The 21,276-nt window shown below is 62.8% G+C and carries 18 protein-coding genes; 6 read left to right on the top strand and 12 right to left on the bottom strand.

Features of this window, described 5'->3' with window-relative positions:
• Positions 1–14: 14 nt before the first annotated feature.
• The 7 genes from ICL81_RS11215 to ICL81_RS11245 all read right to left on the bottom strand — a co-directional run bounded on the left by ICL81_RS11215 (position 15) and on the right by ICL81_RS11245 (position 10,082).
• Entirely contained in the window at positions 15–1,526 is a 1,512-nt protein-coding gene (locus tag ICL81_RS11215) for an amidohydrolase (RefSeq protein WP_188034965.1), read from the bottom strand.
• The gene (locus ICL81_RS11220; protein WP_188034966.1) at positions 1,523–3,193 is read right to left on the bottom strand and encodes an amidohydrolase; all 1,671 of its coding nucleotides are present in this window, start codon (positions 3,191–3,193) and stop codon (positions 1,523–1,525) included. The genes ICL81_RS11215 and ICL81_RS11220 overlap by 4 nt, the downstream gene beginning before the upstream one ends.
• A complete protein-coding gene (locus ICL81_RS11225) occupies positions 3,190–4,971 on the bottom strand; it encodes an ABC transporter ATP-binding protein (protein ID WP_188034967.1) in 1,782 nt (593 codons plus the stop codon). The genes ICL81_RS11220 and ICL81_RS11225 overlap by 4 nt, the downstream gene beginning before the upstream one ends.
• A complete protein-coding gene (locus tag ICL81_RS11230; protein WP_215394794.1) occupies positions 4,968–6,041 on the bottom strand; it encodes an ABC transporter permease in 1,074 nt (357 codons plus the stop codon). The genes ICL81_RS11225 and ICL81_RS11230 overlap by 4 nt, the downstream gene beginning before the upstream one ends.
• 2 nt (positions 6,042–6,043) lie before the next feature.
• Positions 6,044–6,997, bottom strand: a complete 954-nt coding sequence (locus ICL81_RS11235; protein ID WP_188034968.1) for an ABC transporter permease — start codon at positions 6,995–6,997, stop codon at positions 6,044–6,046.
• Between the two features lie 91 nt (positions 6,998–7,088).
• On the bottom strand, positions 7,089–8,684 hold the full coding sequence (locus ICL81_RS11240; protein ID WP_188034969.1) for an ABC transporter substrate-binding protein: 1,596 nt from the start codon (positions 8,682–8,684) through the stop codon (positions 7,089–7,091).
• Positions 8,685–8,711: 27 nt separating this feature from the next.
• Positions 8,712–10,082: a cyanophycinase gene (locus tag ICL81_RS11245; RefSeq protein WP_188034970.1), complete on the bottom strand. Its 1,371-nt coding sequence runs from the start codon at positions 10,080–10,082 to the stop codon at positions 8,712–8,714.
• Positions 10,083–10,236: 154 nt separating this feature from the next.
• On the opposite strand from ICL81_RS11245, the gene ICL81_RS11250 reads away from it, so the two are divergent.
• A complete protein-coding gene (locus tag ICL81_RS11250) occupies positions 10,237–11,130 on the top strand; it encodes a MurR/RpiR family transcriptional regulator (RefSeq protein WP_353055516.1) in 894 nt (297 codons plus the stop codon).
• Positions 11,131–11,353: 223 nt separating this feature from the next.
• Positions 11,354–12,514 (top strand): M20/M25/M40 family metallo-hydrolase, encoded by a 1,161-nt coding sequence (locus ICL81_RS11255; RefSeq protein ID WP_215394795.1) that lies wholly within the window; start codon positions 11,354–11,356, stop codon positions 12,512–12,514.
• A gap of 249 nt (positions 12,515–12,763) precedes the next feature.
• Here ICL81_RS11255 and ICL81_RS11260 read toward each other — a convergent pair whose 3' ends face one another.
• The 4 genes from ICL81_RS11260 to ICL81_RS11275 all read right to left on the bottom strand — a co-directional run bounded on the left by ICL81_RS11260 (position 12,764) and on the right by ICL81_RS11275 (position 17,016).
• Entirely contained in the window at positions 12,764–14,278 is a 1,515-nt protein-coding gene (locus ICL81_RS11260) for an MFS transporter (protein ID WP_353055517.1), read from the bottom strand.
• A 70-nt stretch (positions 14,279–14,348) separates the two neighbouring features.
• A complete protein-coding gene (locus ICL81_RS11265) occupies positions 14,349–14,987 on the bottom strand; it encodes a TetR/AcrR family transcriptional regulator (protein WP_188034972.1) in 639 nt (212 codons plus the stop codon).
• 146 nt (positions 14,988–15,133) lie between these two features.
• Complete coding sequence (locus ICL81_RS11270; RefSeq protein WP_188034973.1) at positions 15,134–15,337, bottom strand: cold-shock protein; 204 nt, start codon at positions 15,335–15,337, stop codon at positions 15,134–15,136.
• A gap of 383 nt (positions 15,338–15,720) precedes the next feature.
• The gene (locus ICL81_RS11275; protein ID WP_353055520.1) at positions 15,721–17,016 is read right to left on the bottom strand and encodes a PhoH family protein; all 1,296 of its coding nucleotides are present in this window, start codon (positions 17,014–17,016) and stop codon (positions 15,721–15,723) included.
• 261 nt (positions 17,017–17,277) lie between these two features.
• Between ICL81_RS11275 and ICL81_RS11280 the strand changes: the two genes are divergently transcribed.
• Genes ICL81_RS11280 through ICL81_RS11295 form a run of 4 tightly spaced genes read left to right on the top strand, consistent with a single transcriptional unit; the run spans position 17,278 to position 20,755 of the window.
• Positions 17,278–17,739, top strand: a complete 462-nt coding sequence (locus tag ICL81_RS11280; RefSeq protein WP_188034974.1) for a tRNA (cytidine(34)-2'-O)-methyltransferase — start codon at positions 17,278–17,280, stop codon at positions 17,737–17,739.
• A 4-nt stretch (positions 17,740–17,743) separates the two neighbouring features.
• Entirely contained in the window at positions 17,744–19,216 is a 1,473-nt protein-coding gene (locus ICL81_RS11285; RefSeq protein WP_188034975.1) for an NAD(P)/FAD-dependent oxidoreductase, read from the top strand.
• A gap of 10 nt (positions 19,217–19,226) precedes the next feature.
• Entirely contained in the window at positions 19,227–20,306 is a 1,080-nt protein-coding gene (locus ICL81_RS11290; protein ID WP_188034976.1) for an AI-2E family transporter, read from the top strand.
• Complete coding sequence (locus ICL81_RS11295; RefSeq protein WP_353055518.1) at positions 20,303–20,755, top strand: YbaK/EbsC family protein; 453 nt, start codon at positions 20,303–20,305, stop codon at positions 20,753–20,755. Before ICL81_RS11290 ends, ICL81_RS11295 begins: the two co-directional genes overlap by 4 nt.
• On the opposite strand, the gene ICL81_RS11300 is transcribed toward ICL81_RS11295, so the two are convergent.
• Positions 20,756–21,205, bottom strand: a complete 450-nt coding sequence (locus tag ICL81_RS11300; protein ID WP_188034977.1) for a MarR family transcriptional regulator — start codon at positions 21,203–21,205, stop codon at positions 20,756–20,758. It abuts the gene before it with no gap.
• Between the last annotated feature and the right edge of the window lie 71 nt (positions 21,206–21,276).

The raw sequence follows: 21,276 nt of genomic DNA on the forward strand, positions 1-21,276 counted from the left end.
GTGACGTACCGTACTCACATCGCGCGGTGCGTCACGCGCCCACCGACGATGGTCACAGCGACAGTCATGTCGTCGAGACGCGCAGCTGGCATGCTCAGCGGGTCGGCGTCGAGCAGTACAAGATCGGCGATGTCTCCGACACCTGGCACGAGCGGGCCACGCATCGAAGACTCGAGCGCGAGTTCGACCGGCACGCACTCCGACGGAGTCCACGCGGTGTCGCCGCGGCGGGCGCGGTTCACGGCTGCGTGGATGCCTTCCCACGGGTCAAGGGGTGCGACGGGTGCGTCAGAGCCGAAGACCAGCTTGGTGCCGAGCGCATTGAGCGACGCGAACGGGAATGCTCGTGGCGCGCGGCCGGGCCACACGCGTTCGGTGAGCTCGCGGTCATCGACGAGGTGCGTCGGCTGCACGCTCGCTTCAACTCCGAGCTGGGCGAAGCGCGCTAGGTCTTCGTTGCGGAGGAGCTGGGCGTGCTCGATCCGCCCACCGATGCCGAGCGCCTCGAATGCGTCAAGCACCTGGGCGCCAGCTTGGTCGCCGATGGCGTGAATGGCGAGGTCGAGCCCACCGTCGCTCGCGCGTCGCATGAGGCCTTGTAGATCGGGGGCCGACACGAGTGAGCGGCCGAACGATCCGTCTTCATAGGGGTCGCAGCACCATGCGGTCGAGGTGCCGAGCGAGCCATCGGTGATGACCTTGAGTGGACCAACCCGGAGTCGGCCTGAGTCGGTGAGCGGATCACCACTGCGGTACGAGCCAGCGAGCGCGCGGTCGAGCTGGTCTGGGTACACCGCGGACTCAACGCGCAGCAGGTCGAACCCGGCTGCCTCGCGGCGAGCCCAGTCGTCGAGGCACCAGCGCATTTCGAGATCAACGACGCCAACGATTCCGCGTGCAGCGGCGGATCGCGACGTCCGTTCGACCAGCACGTCGAGCTCGTCTGCCGGCCGGTTGTCGAGCTCGCGCAGAAGCGCGAAGCAGTCATCTTCAACGATGTGGCCGTCACCCTGCGGCTCCATACCGCGCGAGCGCATTGCCGCAGAGTTCAGCCAGAGGCCGTGGAGATCGATGCCGATGACGACGAGCGGGGTCTCCCCCGAGATCGCGTCGAGCGCGTCGCGGGAGATCGCGTCTGGCCAGCTCGCCGCACGGGCACGCATCGCAACGAACTCGGCAGCTGCGGGCGCAACGGCGCTTACACCGACCTCGGCAAGACCCTCGATGAGGATCGCAATTGCCTCGTTCGCATTGGTCGCTGCACCGAGGTCGAGTCGGGTCGACTGTTCTGCCCACTGCGCGAAGTGGACGTGCTCGTCCCAGAGCCCTGAGGTGAGCCAGCGGCCGTCAGCGTCGATGACGCACGCGCCGTCTGATGCGCCTGCCGGGAGCACTCCGGCAGGGGTCACGGAGACGATCTGCTCCCCCGCGATCGTGATGTCTGAGAGCCCTGCGTGTCCGAGCAGCGTGACATTTCGAATCTGTGCCACAGCGGGCGACGCCCCCATCGACCACGAACCACTCATACGCGAACTTCCTCGTTTCTGTGTGCAATGCGGCCGTTCACGACCGTCAGCAACACCTTACCCTCCGCGAACTCTGCAGCGTCGACAGCGAGCGGATCGTCTTCCCACACGGTGAGATCCGCTATCGACCTGGGAGCCACCAGGCCGTCGGCCGGACGGTCGATCGATGCCCAGCAGTTCACCGTCAGTCCGGCGAGGGCGCGCTCTGGCGCGAGACCCTGGTGCGGATCGACGGCGGGCTTCGGCGAACCGTGCCGGCGCCGGTTCACCGCGGCAGCAAATACGCGCCGAGCATCGAATTCTTCGACGGGCCAGTCAGAACCGAGGGCGACGATTGCCCCGGCCGTGTCGAGGTTGGCTACCCGCCAGCCGTGAGCCGCGCGCACCGATCCGCGCCCCAGCAGGGTTGTCCACATGTCGCAGCCATCTGGCCGCTGGGTGAACGCGTGGATGGGTTGCATGCTCGCCGGAACGCCGAGGGTGACGAAGCGCGGAATGAGGTGATCGGGGATCGTCTCCAGGTGCTCGATGCGGTGCGTGACGTGCTGCGCATGGGCCGGGATCGACTCGATCGCGTCGAGGGTGAACTCGACCGCACGATCGCCGATCGCGTGAGTGGCGGTCGGGACGCCGCTCTCTGCGAGCGCGTGGATCGTCTGGGTGAAAAGCGTGCTTGGGGCCCAGTACGGTTCGAGTCCGCCGCCGCGAGTGTCTGCCTCGAACAGCCAGGCCGATCCGTTGTCGATGCTGCCGTCAAGCATGAACTTCACGCCCTCGATCTGCCACCGACGGCCACCGACGCCCTGCAGCGCGATCATGCGCTGGAGAGTTTCTGCCCACGGGTCGGTCGCGCGCCAGATGGGTGAGACGCGGATCCGCACTGGCAGATCCCCCTCAGCTTCAAGCGCGAGGAGCACGTCGATGTCGCCCTCCTCCATGTTCATCTGGTGGAGCGACGTGTAGCCCGATGCTGCGAACTCCTCGAGCTTGCCGCGCACCGCGCGCACGCGATGATCGAACGGCATGCGCGGGTACAGCTCGGTGACGAGCATCTCTGCGTCAGACTCGATGAGAAATCCGGTCGGGGTACCGTCGGCGTACACCTCAATCGAAGAGTTATTGCCGAAGTCGCGCGGGCCGTCGATCCCGGCCAGTTCGAGGGCCTTCGGGCTCGCGATAATCGAGTGGCCGTCAAACAGCAGCAAGTAACCGGGGCGACCGCCGAACGCCTCCGCGAACGGAGCGTTCGAGGCCTCGGTACCGACAAACATGTCAAATGAAAGCCCGAAGCCGCGCACCCACTCATCAGGGCCGAGATCGCGCACGAACTCGGTGATGCGCGCCGCAACCTCATCGGTGGTCTCACAGTCGTGCAACATGAGCGCCTGATGCCTGGACTCCGCACCAGAGAGCGGATGCACGTGCGCATCAACGAAGCCCGCCGTGATCGTCGCATCGCCAAGATCGATGACCTCGGCCGCCGACGTGTCCCACGCGGCAGCATCGACACGAGTGCCCACAGCGACAATCGCACGGCCACTGATCGCCACGGCGGTCGGGGCTGCGGCGCCCGGAACTGCGGCGAGCGCGTCACCGTCGTCACCTGTGGTCCCGGTGTGCACGCGGCCACCGAGCAGTACGAGATCGGCGCGGATCGGGGTCGTCATGCGTTCTCCTGAGCATCAAGGATCGGGTGTTCGAGGTTCGCCTCAGCATCGGCAGTGCGGCGCAACCGCTGTACCGCTGGGTCAGGCACTGGCACCGCCGCGATGAGTCGTTGCGTGTACTCGTGCTGCGGCGCATGCAGCACTTGCTCGGTCGCGCCGAGCTCCACCAGGGTGCCGCGCTGCAGCACACCAACGCGGTGCGACAGCATCTCCACCACAGCAAGGTCGTGGCTGATAAACAGCGACGCGAAGCCGAGGTCACGCTGCAGGGACGAGAAGATATCGAGCACGCGCGCCTGCACAGACACGTCGAGCGCCGAGGTCGGCTCGTCTGCAATCACGAAGTCTGGGTCCAGTGCGAGCGCGCGGGCAAGGCCAACGCGCTGACGCTGCCCGCCAGACAACTCGAACGGGAACCGGTCTGCGTAGCTTGCGGGCAGCTCGACTGCGTCGAGGAGCTCAAGGGCGCGGGCGCGGTGAGCGCGCTTGCCACCGGGCATGCGGTGTACTTGCATGGGTTCCGCAATGCACTGCGAAATCGTCATGAACGAGTTGAACGATGCAGCGGGATCCTGGAACACAAAGCCGACGCGACGACGCAGCTTCCGCAGCGCTCCCCGACGAATCCTCGTGATGTCCTCGCCAAACACCTCAAGCGTTCCACCGGTCACGTGTTCGAGACCACCAATCGCGCGCCCGATCGTCGACTTACCTGAGCCTGACTCACCCACAAGACCAACGACCTCACCACGGGCGATCTCCAGGCTCACGCCCTGCACCGCGCGTACCGGGTGCTTGCCGAACCCACTGGAGTACGTCACCTCAACGTTGTCGAGCCGCACCGCAGGGTCGGCAGCGCTCGCCGCAGCGGTGCCGGCTGTGCCAGCCGTGCCAGCCGTGCCAGCTGCACCGTCTGCAACCTCGCCGAGCACGCGCGCCTCGCCACCGGGTCCGAGGCCGCTTCCCAACCGGGGTACCGCAGCGAGCAGGTCGCGGGTGTACTGCTCCTTGGGGTTCGCGAACAGTTCGTCAACGGGTGCCACCTCGACAAGGTCGCCACGGTACATGACTGCGACGCGGTCTGCGAGATCCGCCACGACACCCATGTTGTGGGTGATGAGCACGATCGACGCATCAAACTCGTCACGGCACTCGCGCAGTAGATCGAGGATCTCGGCCTGCACCGTGACATCGAGCGCCGTCGTTGGCTCATCGGCGATGATGACGCTCGGTCGAAGCGCGAGCGCCATCGCGATGACGATGCGCTGCTTTTGGCCACCGGAGAACTGGTGGGGGTAGTCATTGATCCGCCGCTCGGGGTCGGGAATACCGACGGCCCGCAGCATTTCGAGCGCGCGGGTGCGACGCGCGGTGCGATCGGTCATGCCGTGCGCACGCAGTCCTTCCTCGAGCTGCCAGCCCACCCGGAATACAGGGTTCAGTGCGGTCGACGGCTCCTGGAAGATCATTGCTGCCTCGCTACCACGCATGCGGCGCAGTTCGGCGGCGTCAACGGTGAGCACATCTGAGCCCTGCAGCACGACTGCACCGCGGGTGCGGGTGCGTGGCGGGAACAGCCCAAGCGCGGCGCGGGCGGTGAGGGTCTTACCCGACCCTGATTCGCCTACGATCGCGAGGATCTCCCCCTGCTCAAGCTCGAGCGACAGGTTCTTGACCGCGTGCACCGTGCCCTGCGGTGCATCGATATCGATAGTGAAATTGGCGAAGGCGAGTGGCGACGCGGGGGTTGCCGCGGCGTGCTTCTGATTCGTGGTCATCGTCCGGCCTCCTCTGAGTTGGTACCGCGTGCGGCGGTGGGCAGCGTGCGCACCCGGCGCGGGCCGACGACACCGAGCAAACGGGAGAAGATGCCGGGCTTGCCGACAAGCGCGCGTGAGCGCTGATCGACGAGGTCACGCAGCCCGTCACCGATCATGTTGAGCGCGAGCACGGTAATGATGAGGAACGCACTTGTGAGGATGATCATCTGAGGCGCCTGCATGATGACGGACTTGCCGTCATACAGGATGTTGCCCCACGATGCCTGCGGTGCGGGAACGCCGGCGCCGAGGAAGCTCATGGCCGCCTCGGTGATGACTGACTCTGCGAAGGTGAAGGTCGCCTGCACCACGAGCACGGACATGGTGTTCGGGAGGATGTGCTTCCACATGATGTGGAGCGGGCCTGCGCCCTGCATGACACTCGCGGTCACAAACGTCTCACTCATCACTGCGAGCGCACGCGCACGCACAAGGCGAGCAATACCGGGCGTATAGACGATCGAGAGCGCGATGATGAGGTTCGAGACGCTTGGGCCAAGGGCCGCCGTCAGGGCAACCGCGAGCAGAATCGCAGGAATCGCCATGAGTCCGTCGCACACACGCATGAGGATCGCATCGAGCACCTTGTTAAAGACTGAAGCAACACCAATGATGACGCCGAGCACACCACTGACGAGTGCAACGACAAAACCAACGATGAGCGAAGTCGAGGCACCCGAGACGATGCGCGCGAACAAATCGCGGCCGAAGTTGTCGAGGCCAAAGATGTGCTCAGCCGACGGTGGCGCAAGACGGTTCGCCGGGTCGACCGCGAGCGGATCGAGCTTCAACAGCGGCGGCAGCACATACGAGATGATGAAGATCGCGAGCACGATGACGATGCCGACCATGAGCTGGGTGTTATCGAGCATGCGACGCCAGATCGAGTTCGGAGTCTTGTCTCGCTCAGGAACTAGCGAGAGCATCTGCGTGCTCGGCACGTCGACGGCGAGCGTCGAGGGCGCGGATCGCCGCAGCTTTTCACCCTCAGGCGCGCGCGGGTCGGTGGGTTCGATGGGGGCATTCATGGTTAGTTCCCCTTTCCGACTCGGACCCGCGGGTCAACGATGCCGTACAGCAGGTCGATGAGCAGGTTCGTCAAGAGATAGATCAGGGTGATGAATAGGATCACGCCTTGAATCACCGGGTAGTCACGACGTGAAATCGAGTTCACGAGCAGCTGTCCAAGACCAGGAATATTGAAGATCGTCTCGGTCACTGCTGCGCCCGTGACGAGCGAGCCGAGTGACAATCCGACGATTGTCAGCACCGGAAGGCTCGCGTTCTTCAACGTGTGCATGAAGAGCAGACGGCCCTCATCGACACCGCGTGACCGTGCCGAGTCAATGTAGTCGGCGTTGAGCACATCTAGCACTGCTGCACGGGTCGTTCGTGTGATGAGCGCCGCAGTGATTGCACCAAGTGCGATACCCGGCATCAGCAGGGTGCGCAGTCCTTCCACCGGATCTTCGAGCGGATTGACATAGCCCGAGATCGGAAGCCAGCGAAGGGTCAGGCCAAAGAGCAGCATCATCGCGAGTGCGAGGACGAAGCTGGGCACCGTCATACCGAGCAGGGTGAACCCTGTCACCGCCTTGTCGAACGCACCGTTGCGGTAGCGCGCGGCAAGCGTGCCAAACGGAATCGACAGCACGACGGCGACGAGCATCGCGATGAGCGCGAGCTGGATCGTCGGCACGGAGTTGTCAGCGATCGCTTGCACGACCGACTTATGGAGGAAGTACGAATCGCCAAGGTCGCCGGTCACGACGCCGCCCACCCACTTGAGGTACTGCACGATAATCGATTGGTCGAGGCCCATGCTTGCGTGCAGTGCTGCAACCGCATCATCGGAGGCTTTCTCGCCGAGAATACGGCGAGCAGGATCACCAGGGGTCAAGTGAATGAGCGAAAAGATCACCACGGAGACCACGAAGAGAACCGGAATCAGGCTCAACAGCCTGCGAAGAATGAATTTGAACATCGGTGTTCCAAAGTCGGCGACTCACATCGCAAATGACAATTAAAAACGGGGCGGCGGCTCGACAGATGCCCAGCTACCGCCCCGTGATCGCTTACTTCCAGGCGGCGTTCCACCAAGTGAAGTGGCCGTCGAACCATGCAAGGTCAAGATCCTTGTTCGCAGCGTACACATTGTGTGCGTCGCCGAGACGGCTCATCGGACGGGTCTCCTCGATGTATGTTTGCATCTCATCGAACATCGCACTCGCGTCTGCCTGCGTCGGTGCCGCACGGAATCGCTTGAGGAGATCCTGGAGCTCAGGTGCATCGGAGTACCAGGCACGGTCGGGCAGGAAGCCGAGGGTCTGCGTAGGGTCAGTCTCAGTGCCGAACGGGAAGACCACAACATCCCACTCGTCACGCTTCTCGCGGTACTTCTCGCTGAACGCGCCCCACTCGTATGCGTCGAGTGTTGCGTCGAAGCCGAGCTCCTTGAGCTGCTCAACGACAACAACTGCCGAGTTGTACGCTTCCGAGTAGTCCTTGTTCGCGAGCACGGTGATGCTCTTGCCAGCAGCACCGGTCTTCTCAAGCGCAGCCTTCGCTCCGGCGACGTCTGCTTTGTTGAAGTCAGCCTTGCCAACCTCGGTGTCCCAGATCGCCTGCTGCTCAAGCGTCATGTTGTGGTGCACGAGATCGTAAAGATCTTCGCTACCGACAGCCGCAAGCATGATCGGGTCGCGATCGAGGCCGTCGTTCACAGCCTGACGGTTCTCAACATTGGCGAAAACGCCATCGGGAGCATCGCTGTACACGAGGTTGATCGGCCCAACCATGTAGGTGTCGAGCTTGATGTTCGGGTCATCCTTGAACTGGTCCAGGCTGTCGAATGGCAGCTCGGTGGTCGCATCGTACTGACCAGACTGCAGGCCAAGGGTACGGGTCTGCGCGTCAGCGACGAAGTTGAAGATGACCTGGTCGAGGACTGCGTCCTTCTTACCAGCGCGGCCGCTCGAAGGCTCGTCAACCGAGACGTAGTCGTCCCACTTCTCGATGACAATCTTCTGATCCGCCTGCCACTCAGTGAGCTTGTATGGGCCGGTGCCAATGATGTCAGCGATGTCCTGGATCGGCTCGTCGCCAACCTTGTCGATGACCTCAGACGGCATGATCGCCGAGTATGCGGTACCGATCGAGGAGAGGTAGAGCAGGTGCATGAAGCTCGCGCTTGGCACGGTGAGCTTCACGGTCGTCTCGTCAACCTTCGTCCACTCTGCGCCGGCAAAGAGCTCCTGTGCTGCAATCGAGACGCGGTTCCAGCGGTTCATCGATGCGACGACGTCGTCAGCATCGAGATCACTGCCGTCCTGGAACTTCACGCCTTCGCGAAGCTTGAACGTGAATTCCTTGCCGTCATCGCTCGTCTCGAACGATTCAGCGAGCATCGGAACAACCTGGCGATCCTTGTCGATCGTGACGAGCGACTCAAACACGGGGAGGGTGATCTCGCCCATGATCGAATCGGTCGAAATCTGCGGATCGAGACTCTCCGGCTGCGCAGGAGTCACGAGGTTGACGACGTCAGTCTTCGCGTCCTTCGCTTCTGAGCCGCCACCGGAGCAACCGGTGAGGAGCAGCGCGCCCGCAGTGATGACGGCAGCGCCGGCAGCGAGTCGGCGCGCGGTGCGTGGTGCAGTGTGCTTCAGCATGCTGTGCCTTCCTTTACTTCTAACTACTTACTTCTGGTGAATCGGGGAATGCTTGAGTGGGGTGATTGAGAGCTTGAGAGCGGAGAATCCGCCAGCGGCCGTCCAGATCGTCCGCTCATCGCGGAGAAGCGTGACGTGATAGCCAGGATCGGTCGCGATGTAGTCGAGCGCAGCAACAGCACCGGCGGATCTCGTCAGTGCCTGTGCCTGGCGGAGCAGCACCGGACCGACGTCTTCGCCGCCGGTCGACTGTGCGGTCTCGGGGAGCGGACCGGTTCCTGGCTCGAATTGCTCGGTTGCGGCGCGCGTAATCACCTCGGTGTCGAAGCGGTACTGGTCGCCCGCGAGCAAGTGATGCCAGCGAACGCCGAGCGCCGTGGCAGCGGCTGCTTCGCTGCTCCACTCTGCCTCTTCGAGATCAATGATGGAAACGCCGCCCGAGCCGATCACCTCGCCGGTGCGTTCCGTTGGCCAGTACAGGAGCGCGGTGTGTTCGTCGACGCCAAACACGAGGCGATTGCCGGTTGCACGGCCGAGACAGACAGCTCGCACTACCCGGTCCCACTCATTGAAGTGTGAGTCGAGCAGCCCTTCTGCGAAGAATCCAAAGCCACCGGCTACCGAGAAACGAGTCTGTTCGTCGTCCTCGTAGCCGGGGGTTACACCGTCGTGCCACGCACGTACGCTCGTTCCGCCCGTCACCATGCCGCTCCCCTGCTGGATCGCAAGGCCTGCGCTTGTTCCAGCGATCACGCCGCCGCGGGCGTGCAGGGCTCGGATCGCGCGCATAACCGCGGTCTCAGTGCGGCCAACACCTGGCGGGGTGCCTTCTGCCGAGCTCCCGGTTGCGGTCTCGCTCGCAGGGTCGCGGAACAGCGCAAAAATGTAATTCGTCTGGTCGCCACCGCCAAAGAAGAGGCCGTCGAGGCCTGCAACCAGCTCAGCAAGCTGCGCGTCGTCTGCGGCCTCGCGAATGTAGGGTGCGCCAGGGTACGGCGCGATAGCCGCACGGCCCACAGGAAGCGGGATCGCCTCGAGCTGATGTCTCGCGAATACCTCGCGGTAATACTCGCCGTCGGCTTCGTCGCTCTCGGTCTCAGGGTTCCCATCGAGTGGCGCAAATGCTGGCTCGGACGCGGTGGTGAAGATACCGATCCGCGGCAGTGTCTTTGCGTCGGTTGCGTGATTGTGCGCTTGATGTGCTTGATGTGCTTCGCGAGTGAGGGCCGCAAAACGCTCGAGCAGGACTGGGTCTTCGTCGAGGGCGCCACCGATAAGAAATAGCGGCCCGGGCAATATGAGATCGGCTGCACGCTGATGGTGTGTGTTGAGCAACGCAGTCTCCATATTCTCGACGATGAGGGTGCGGCGAACCGCAGGTTGAACAAAGTGTTTCATAACTGCTGGGTTTTTTGCAATCTCGAAACAGATATTTCAGATTCGCTCTCGACAATGCACACTTGCCGGTTGATACACTCAGGTTCGACCGCACTGGCCGCGGTTAGCCACTTCGCTCGAGCGCAGTGACCACGCGCTACCGATCGGAGAAGCAGTGAATCTCGAATCCGGAGATACCCGAGCCGAGCAGGTCGAGCGCGAGACTGTTGCGTCACGCATTCGCGAACGCATGGGCGATTACTCTCCCGCAGAACGCAAGGTTGCACGCACATTACTTGCGGCTTATCCGGTCGCAGGGTTCGAAACAGTCGCTGGACTTGCAGAGCTCGCAGGCGTGAGCGGCGCCACGGTCGTTCGTTTTAGCACCCGCCTCGGCTTCGGTGGCTTCCCCGATCTTCAGCGCGCACTCCGCGAAGAGCTTGAGCTTCGCAGCGCGTCTCCCGCGGCGCTGTATGCGCGCACCACCGGTGAGCGATCCGCGCCCCTTGGAGACCTTGCCCAGCTTGGCGAGGGGCCGGCCTCAGACATTCAAGCGACATTTGCTGGGCTCTCACAACACGACTTCGACACAACCATTGAAGCGCTCGCAAACCCCAAGCGTCGCATTTGGCTCACGGGCGGTCGCTACAGCACCTACCTCGCCGAATACCTCGCTTCGAGCCTGGAGCAACTGCGACCCGGCGCACGCATGGTTCCCCAGATGGCAAGCGTTCGCGCGGCGACCATGATTGACCTCGACGCAAAAGATGTCATTATCGCGTTCGACTTCCGTCGCTACGAAGAGCGCACCCGCCAGGTCGTGCAGCACGCAAAGAACCGCAAGGCCACCATCATTCTGATCACCGACGCATGGGTGTCTCCGTGTGCGGGCGATGCCGACGCCGTACTCACAAGCCTGTCGGTGGAGCGCGGCGCATTCGACTCCGTGGTCCCTGTCATGGCACTTATCGAGGCCATCTTCACCGCCACCATGGATCGCATTGGCCCCGCAGCGCGTGAGCGCATGGAAGCGATCGAGCAGTCAGCGCAGGAGCACCAACTCATCTAGTTCGCGCAACAGCCGGGCGCGCAGCGAGAAGTGCGCGGCCATTTTGGCCTGCCAGATTTCAATCTCACACACCGCGCAGCACCCATTTCTCCCAGCATTTCACTTGTATTCCTAAAACGTCGTTGAAACGGACGTTTCTTCCATGTAACGTATGTTGCGGAACTGCAATACTCATTGCAACATCGCAACAAACATTGCGACTATGGAATTCGGAGGCTCGTGCATGCCAGCACTCGACCTACTGCGCCTCGCTGAAGCGGCGCAGGACACCTACGAGCGCGATCTCGCAGCCCTCGTAGGAATTGATTCAGGTTCGCTCGATGCTGCGGGCGTGAATCGCGTCGCTGACTGGGTCGCGGATCGCCTCACTCGCTCAGGCTTCACCATTGAACGCCAAATCACCACCGATGGGATCCACGGCGACGTGATCGTGGCCCGCCGACAGGGCACAGGCTCACGCCGCATCTTGCTATTCGCGCACATGGACACCGTCTTCGAGCAGGGCGACGCAGCGTTGCGACCGTTCTCGATCGACGAGCGCGGTCACGGTCGCGGGCCCGGTGTCACCGACGACAAGGCCGGTGTTGTTGCTGGCATTCACGCCGCAGAGCACCTCATCGCGCTCGGCGAAGAGAACTACGGCGAGCTGGTGCTCGCATTCACCCCCGACGAGGAGATCGGCTCCCCCGTTGGTGCGCCTGCGCTTGCCGCACTCGCTGCGAATGCTGACGCTGGCTTTAGCTTGGAGTGCGCCCGCGAGAACGGGGATCTGGTCATTGCACGCAAGGGTGCGGTTGACCTCGACATCGAGGTGCACGGCGTCGCTGCTCACTCTGGCATTGAGCCCGAGCGCGGCGCGCACGCTGCTCTCGAGGCCGCTCACCTGACGATTTTCCTGCAGCAGCTCGCTGACCCCAGCCGCAAGCTCACGGTCAACGTCGGCATTCTGCAGTCAGGTGATCGCACGAACATCGTGCCCAATCACGCGCTCCTCAAGGTGGAGATGCGCGCGGCCCAGCGCGAGGTGCTCGATGAGACGCTCGCAAAGCTCCGCGCCCGCGCCGCAGCACCCGTGGTGGATCGCACCACCATCAGCGTGCACGAACTCGACTTCTGCCCGCCGCTCGAGGAGACTTCCGCAAGCATGGCGCTCGGTGAAACAGCGGTGGCGATTGCCGCTGAGCTCGGGTTCACACCCGGCCTCGCACGCACTGGTGGAGTGTCCGATGGCAACCGCGTCTCAGCGCTCGGTGTGCCGACGCTCGACGGCCTCGGCCCGGTCGGTGGTGGCGATCACAGCCCTACCGAGTGGCTCGAGCTGGCATCTGTGCCCGGCCGCGTCGCACTGCTCGCGGAACTCATCGACCGCACCGCTCGGGCGTAACTGCTTCTGACAAGGCTGCCCGCGCAGCGCGTCCTCACCCGCGCCTCAACCCCGCGAAACTTGTAGTTTCTGCCGAGATCGACCCTTTCATACGTATGAAACGGGCGATCTCGAGAGAAACGGTCGGTTTCGCGGGGTTGAGTATCGCGGGGTTGAGTTTCGCAGGGTTGAGTATCGCGGGGTTAGCGGCAGAGATGAGGCGTGCTGCGCACCTGGCGCTATGCACCCCGCTGATGGCCGCTCCTAGCCTCAGTGTGAGCCGACGGCCTCGGTACCCTTCGGCGTGAGAATAAACACGGTAATCGCGACAACAGTCATGAGAACGCCGCCAACGAGACCCGCGAGCTGGAGCGATTCAACGAACGCTGCAGCCGCGTGTTCCGCGAGCCCGGGGTTTCCGGTCTCCTCAGCGATCGCTACGGCCGCTCCAAGGGAGTTCTCAGCCTCCACCGCGAGTTCTGCGGGGACGCCCGTGATTGCGCCATTGCCGATCATGGTCGCGCGGTAGAGCAACGCCGAGATACTGCCAAGAATTGCAATACCGAGGGTCGCGCCAAGCTCGTAGGAGGTTTCTTCCAGCGCGCCAGCGTTGCCGGCTTTTTCTTCTGGCGATCCGCTCATGATCAGCACCGAGGCAATCGACAGCGCACCCATACCAACGCCGACGAGCGCGATGCATGCCATCACCATCGTGAGGGTGAGATTATCGGGGCGGATCGCCAGCATAAACATACCCAGCGCCGCAAAGCCGAGCCCGCCAGCGAGCACGGTACGGGTACCGATCAGGCGTGCGAGCGGGGGCGCCGCGAGCGATGCGAGCGCCGCGGTGATCGCACCCGGAACCATGCGCAGGCCAGCCTCGATCGGGCTTGCACCGTCGACGAGCTGCATCCACTGTGCAATGAGCAGCGAGGATGCTCCCATCGCGAAGGTCGAACCGAACGCCGCGATGATACCGGCCGTGAACGTGCGGCTCTCAAACAGTCGCAGGTCGAGCAGCGGCGCATCGCTCTTCATGCTGCGGCGCGCGAACCAGAAGAGTGCCGCAGCGGCACCGAGCAGCGCTGCCCACGCAAGCGGCACGGCAAAGCTTGCCTGCGCGGTGAAGTCCTTGATGCTCCAGACAAGGAGCACCATGCCGACGAACGAGAGGAGTGCGGCGAACGCATCCCAGCGGCCTGGGTTCGACACCTTCGACTCTGGCAGCAGAATGATGCCAGCGATTACCGCGACCACCATAAGCGGCGCATTCACGAGGAATGCCGCGTGCCACGAGAAGTGCTCAAGCAGCAGGCCACCAACGAGCGGGCCAATCGCGCCGCCAAGACCCGACACCGCTGCCCAGACGCTGAGCGCGGTCGCGCGCTCCTTCGAGTCGGTGAAAATCACACGAATGAGCGAAAGCGTTGTCGGCATGATCATGGCGCCGCCAACGCCAAGCAGGGCGCGGATCGCAATGACATGGTTTGCCGTATCGGCAAAGAGCACGAGCACAGACGCCACCGCGAAAATCGCGTAGCCCAGCATGAGCATGCGCTTGCGACCCCAGCGATCACCAATCGCTGCCATCGACACCAGCAATCCGGCGAGGACAAGCGAGTAAATGTCGATGATCCACAACTGCTGTGTCGCGGTCGGGTGTAGTTCGCCAGCCAATTCTGGCATGGCAATGTTCAGGATCGTCATATCCATAATGACGACGAAGAGGCTCGCGCTAAGTACGACCAGCGCGCCCCAGCGGCGTGCGCGCGTGAGCTGAGTCACAGTAAATCCTTTGAGATATGTCAAGCATTGGGAATGCAGAAAATGCGTTTGTGTTGCGGGTCGGCTGCCGCTATCGGATTGCCAACGCCGACGCACTTGCCGCGGCTGACGGGTCGACGGCGGCGATATCCGGGAGATCGCCGAGGGCGCGGATCACCGCAGCCATTTCTGCCTCAACAGGCATTTCATCGTGCAACGCGACGTGCACCATGAGTCCGTTGAAATATTGTTCTAGCGCGGCCGCAGCTGGCGTGCTCACATACTGCTGCAGGATCGCATTGAATCGTGCTGACCAGGCCAGCTCAAGCGCACAGGTTTTGGGGTCAGTCGTCGAGGTAGTGACCAACGCAATGCTCGAACGCACCACATGTTTGTCTGCAAGAAACTCGACCATAATCTGCGTGCATCCCGCGATAAAGTTCGGAGCAGCCGCTATTGTGCGCTCAATACCGCTGAGCTCGTCGGTGAGTTCAACGGCAAGTCGCTGGAGAGCAGCATCGCGAAGTTCTTCGATCGAGGCGAACAAGCGGGTCATTGAACCGAGCGATTCACCAGCACGGGCGGCGACGGCGCGGTGCGTGAGTGATGCCGATCCACTCTCAATGGTCATGTCGGCTGCCGCTTGCAGGATCGCCTGGCGACGCGCTTCTGGATCGCGCTTGCGCGGCTTTGGCTCCACCACGTCGCCCCCTCTTGCAGGTCTACTCATCTGCAGACCTTACGGTACAAATGTAACGGTACATTTGTACCACAGGAGAAGGGTGCGGCGCCAGCTTGCCGAGAGGAAAAAGATTCAGCCCAAGAAATGACAAAGTGCGGGTGACCAAAAGGCCACCCGCACTTTGCGGTGAATCTTTAGAGGGGGCTGATCGATGCAGCCTGGGGACCCTTGGGGCCCTCTTCGATCTCGAATTCAACCTTCTGGTTCTCTTCGAGGTTACGGTGACCGAAGCCGATGATTGCGCTGTAGTGAGCGAAAACGTCACGCGATCCGTCGTCGGGAGCAATGAAGCCGAAGCCCTTTTCCGAGTTGAACCACTTCACGGTGCCAGTAGCCATGTTATTTCCTTCATTTTGGGTCGGTTTACGACCGGGGGTACCGCAGCGACGGCGTCGCCCCGGAGATTGTGGGCGCAGCTCGGCGCAGCGATGCCGCATTCAGGGAAACAACTAACTGCACTGTTAGATCACCCGTGACGCGAAAGAAGCTGAGGCTGTAAGCCTGGCGAGGTACTGCAAAAAGAACTAAAGCCGATCAAGTTGGGTCGCAGAGCGACCGATGAAACAAAAGAGTGCGCAGGCATCTATGACTACGCTCTCACGCGCATGACATATGAGCCGGACGCTGCTTTCAACAGTACATGGGATATCCCGTCAACGCACTGAATTTTTTGAGTGGCGGCCGATGTAGGCCTGATAGGGCAGAAATACCTCACCATGTTCTACCGGTCCAGGATGCCCGTCACGAGAGCCGCAATCTCACTTCGTTCGCTCCGCGTCAGTGTGACGTGCCCGAACAAACGGTGACCTTTGAGCTGTTCAATTACCGCCGCAACACCGTCGTGTCGGCCGACCCGGAGGTTGTCACGCTGCGCAACATCGTGCGTCAACACCACTCGCGACCCGAGACCAATGCGGCTCAGCATCGTGAACAAGACATTGCGTTCGAGGGATTGCGCTTCATCGACGATCACAAATGCGTCGTGCAACGATCGCCCACGAATGTGCGTCAGCGGCAACACTTCGATAAGCCCACGCGCTTCAACTTCTGCAAGCACGTTTGGCGAGACAATCGCGCCAAGTGTGTCAAACACAGCTTCAGCCCACGGACCCATCTTTTCGTGCTGGTCCCCTGGCAGGTATCCAAGCTCCTGCCCGCCCACCGCATACAGGGGCCGGAAGACCATAATCTTCCGGTGTTCCTGTCGCTCGAGCACAGCTTCGAGACCTGCCGCAAGCGCGAGGGCTGACTTTCCCGTACCCGCGCTGCCACCGAGCGAGACGATCCCCACAGCGGGATCGAGGAGCAAGTCAATGGCGAGCCTCTGCTCAGCACTACGCCCGGTCACCCCAAACACCTCACGGTCGCCCCGCACGAGCCGCAGTGATGCTGAACCAGTCGTTCGCGCGAGCGCGGATCCTCCCACTGAAGACACGATGACACCGGTCCCAAGTGGCACGTCTGCTACCTCAGCTACCCCGTCAAGCTGACCCTCAGCCCATAGATCGGCGAGCGCTTGCTCAGCGACATCAACCGTGACGACGCCGGTGTAGGAATCATCAGTGGCAAGCTCCGCGCGGTATTCCTCAGCACCAAGCCCGAGGGCAGCCGCTTTGACTCGCATTGGCAGATCCTTGGAGACAATCGTCACGTTCGGCATTTCGCTCGCGAGGTTGAGCGCGACCGCGAGGATCCGCGAATCATTGTCTCCGAGCCGCATCCCGCTCGGAAGCGCCGTCTCGTTCGAGTGGTTTAACTCGACGTAGACCGTGCCACCCTGTTCCCCCACTGGCACCGGAAAATCAAGACGCACGTGCTGGGCGCGCAACCCGTCGAGCAATCGGAGCGCCGTTCGCGCGAAGTACCCGAGCTCGGGATCGTGCCGCTTCTTTTCCAGCTCAGAGATCACCACGACCGGGATCACTACGGCGTGCTCGGCAAACCTGAACATGGCGCGCGGATCACTCAGCAGCACCGACGTATCAAGCACGTAGGTGCGCTCATCCTGTGGCAGCACCTCGGGCGAGACTGTGCCGGCAAAGTGTGCGGTGCGGTGGGTGCGTGGGAAATCGGTCACGGGGACTCCTTCGAGACGGTTACTTCTCGCAGGGCGGCTATCCCTTTCTCACTGCGGTGAAAGTTCACCGCCCCGACCAGGCACGTTGCCCGATACCGCCAACGGTACGAGCCGAAAGCAGCCCGCAACACCACCGGCCGGTGAACGGTCGGTGAAGTCTCGACACTCACATCCTCAGCACGACCGGGTACGCTTTTACAGGTGAGCCGCATTTTGTTCTTCGAACCACGTATCGCCGGGAATACCGGAAGCACCATCCGATTGGCCGCCGGCACCGGCGACGAACTCCACATCGTGAAGCCGTTGTTCGACTTCGAAGACGCGAAGCTTCGTCGCGCAGGTCTCGACTACCACGACCTCGCAAACGTCACCGTGCACGAGACCCTGGAGGACGCGCTCGAGGTGCTGCTCCCCGCACGTCTGTTCGCATTCACCGCGCACACCTCCACGCGGTACACCGACGTGCAGTACGAACCGACCGACATTCTCATGTTCGGCCCAGAGCCCACCGGCCTGCCAGTCGAGGTGCTTGAGCACCCGGCTGTGACCGCCCACCTTCGCATTCCCATGCTTGAAGGCAGGCGGTCAATGAACCTCGCCAACTGCGCAGCAATCGCAGCGTACGAGGCGTGGCGCCAGCAGGGTTTCCCCGGCGCGAAGTAAGCGCATGACCGCAGCCGTCGTCGGCGCAGGCCCCAACGGCCTTGCCGCTGCTGTCACCCTGGCCCGCGCAGGCGTCTCGGTCACGGTCTACGAGGCGGCAGAAACCATCGGCGGCGGCACGCGCACGCTTGAGATTGTCGAGCCAGGCGTGCTGCACGACATGTGCTCCGCTATCCATCCCACCGCGGTGGCCACTGGCTTCTTCAAGGCCTTTGAACTCGAAAAGCGCATGGAGTTCGTGACACCCGACGCGTCGTATGCAAATCCCCTCGACGCAGCAGGCGGAAGCCCTGACAATCGCGCGGCCATCGCCTACCGTGATCTCGACTGCACCGCAGACGAGCTCGGCCGCGATGGCAAGCGATACGCAGATTTCTACGCCCCACTCCTCAACCGCCTCGACGGCGCGATCGATTTTGCGTTCGGCGGCAGCATGCTGCGCATGCCACGCGACCTTCTTGCCGCCGCGGCAACTGGCCTGCGCACCCTCGAGCAGGGCACTCCACTCTGGAACCAGCGCTTCACCGAGTCTGCCGCACCGGCACTCATCTCCGGCGTCGCTGCACACAGCATTGGCAAGATGCCAAACCTCGCAACGTCAGCGGTCGGTGTCATGCTTGGCGTACTCGGCCACGCAGACGGGTGGCCAGTCCCGGTCGGCGGCTCCCGCGCAATCACCGACGCCCTCGCGGCCGACCTCGTGGCGCACGGTGGCACGATCCGCACCAATCACGCAGTGAGCGACATTGGCGAGCTTGATAGCTTCGACACCGTGTTCTTCGACACGTCAGCGCGCGGCCTCGCGGAAATTGCCGGGCGACGGCTCCCCGCTCGTTACCTGCGCGCGCTGCGCCGTTTCAAGTTTGGCGATGCCGCAACCAAGGTTGACATGGTGCTCGACGGCCCAATTCCGTGGGCTGACGACCGGGTCTCACTCGCGCCAACCGTACACCTTGGCGGATCGCGCGCCGAGGCCGCCCGCGCTGAACTCGCAGTGTCCCGTGGGCAGCATCCCGACCGCCCATACGTGCTGCTCGCGCAGCCGACTGCGTTTGATCCGCGCCGAAATCCCGCCGATGCCAACGCGGTCTGGAGCTACACGCACGTTCCCGCAAATTCCAACTTCGATGTATCGGAGCGAGTGATCGCCCAGATCGAGCGATATGCGCCTGGTGTACGGGACCGCATTCGATCGGTGCACGTGACGACGGCGGCGGATCTCGCAGGCTACAACCGAAACTATGTTGGCGGCGACTTTAGCGCCGGCGCGGTATCGCTGCCGCAGCTCCTCGCACGCCCCACGATTTCTGCAGCGCCGTGGAAGACTCCGGCAACAGGCGTCTACCTCTGCTCGTCAGCGACCCCGCCTGGCCCAGGCGTACACGGCCTGTCTGGCTGGTACGCCGCGCTCAGGTCACTGCGCGACGACTACGGCTTGCCGGCACCCGACCTCAGCCTCGCAGCGAGCCCGCAGTAAGCTCCTCTCTATGAGTGAAACTCCAGGATCCGGGTACGGCAAGCTCCGCAGATTGGGCATGGGCAGCTGGTCGGCCATCGGCATCATCTTGCTGGTCCTGGTCATCGCGGCCGGCCTCGCTGCCTTAAGTAACGTAGTGGTGCCGCTCGTCATCGCGGTCATTCTCGGCACCGTGCTCGAACCGATCGTGACCTGGCTGACGAGGTACCGCATTCCGCGCACGCTCGCCGCGACGATCGTGCTCCTGCTCGCCTGCGCGGTCACGACCGTACTCACGATCATCCTCGTGCGCGGGTTCGTACATCAGATTCCGGAAATTTCGCATCAGCTTGCTCGTGGCTGGGTTCAGTTTGCAAATTGGATGCAGTCCCTGGATCTTGATTCAAGCTGGCTCGATCAGCTGCGCACAGCAGGCGACGACCTCATCGGCAAATTGAGCGGCGGAGCCCTCGGTTTCGTCACAAGTGCGGTCTACGGGACTATCACCCTCGCGCTCGGACTCTTCTTCGCAATCTACTTCCTGTTCTTCGTGCTCCGTGACGGCCGCATGTTCCCTGCGTGGCTCGCACGGATGACCGGCCAGGATCAGGCACTCTTCACCGAGATCGACACCCAGGTGCAGCAGTCGCTGCGCGGCTACTTCAGCGGCACCGCAGTCACCGCGCTCATCACCGGGCCCATCTTTGTGATCCCCTTGCTCATTTTGGGCATCCCACTCGTCATCCCGATGATCATTCTGTACTTCGTACTGTCGTTCATCCCGTTCCTTGGTGCGTGGCTCACCGGTGTCTTCGCAATCCTCATCGCCTTCGGATACGGCGGCCCCTCGGCCGCCCTCATTGTCGGTCTCGGCCTGCTCATCTCGAACGGCCCGGTCCAGAACGTAGTGAGCGCGTGGGCGCTTGGCTCGTCGCTCAAGATCCACCCCGTCACCGTGCTGGTTGCGACCATGGCCGGCGGCGTCATCGCTGGCGCACTCGGCATGGTGCTCGGCCCGCCCGTCATGTCTGCGCTGCAGCGTTCGTACAATGTCGTGCGCGAACACCGCGCGAAGGACACACAGCACACCCCAACATTGGAGTCAGCGTGACCGAGCGCGCACAGCAGGATGCTGACAACCGCGGGCTGGCCGTGGAGTTTCTCACCCGCGAATCTACTGGCCGCCCCACGCTCGCAGATTTCGACGGCACCCCCGTCGCGAAGAGCGTGGTTGTGAAGCAGGGCGACACCTTCGCGTTCGTCATCGCGCCGCTTGCCTCACGGTTCAGCTGGCCGCGTCTGCGCAAGCACCTCGGTGTGAACCGTGTCTCACTGCCAGACGCCGAGGTCGCCTACGAAGCGACCGGCTACCACCCGGGCACCATCAGCCCGCTCGGAGCGAAGATTCCCTGGCCGGTGTATATCGATGTGCGCCTTGCTGGCACGCAGATCATGCTCGGCGCTGGTCAGCCGCAGGTGGCAGCCCGCGTGAACGTTGATGAGTTCGCAGCCGCCTTCGACGCCGAGTTCGTCGATTTGGCGGATCCCATCACCGAATAATCAGTCCTCTTTGCGGTGGACTGAATCAATCAACACCGAAAGCTCATCGCGAAGCGCCATGAGTTGCTCGACCGGCAACCCCAGGCGGTCGACGACGGCCGGCGGCACTGCGAGTGCTTTCTCTCGCAGCGCCATGCCCGCGTCAGTCGGCACGAGCGCAAAGGTGCGCTCGTCACCGTCGACGGGAACGCGCTCAATAAGCCCCGATTGTTCAAGCCGCTTAATAAGCGGTGAAAGTGTCGCGGGGTCGAGGTGCAGCATCTCGACGACCTCACGGAATCGCAGGGGTGCGTCACCCCAGAGCGCAAGCATCACCAAATACTGCGGGTGCGTCAGCCCAAGCGGCTCGAGAATCGGCCGATAAATTCCAATGACGCTGCGGCTCGCTACGGAAAGCGCAAAGCACACTTGGCGGTCGAGTTCGAGTGCATCGTCTGGGCTGAGTTTCACCCCGCAATCCTACCCTCGTTTGTGCACAAACGAACATGCTATGATTTCGTTTGTGCGCGAACGAAGAAGAA

Source organism: Leucobacter sp. cx-328, assembly GCF_014530035.1.
Taxonomy (GTDB): domain Bacteria; phylum Actinomycetota; class Actinomycetes; order Actinomycetales; family Microbacteriaceae; genus Leucobacter.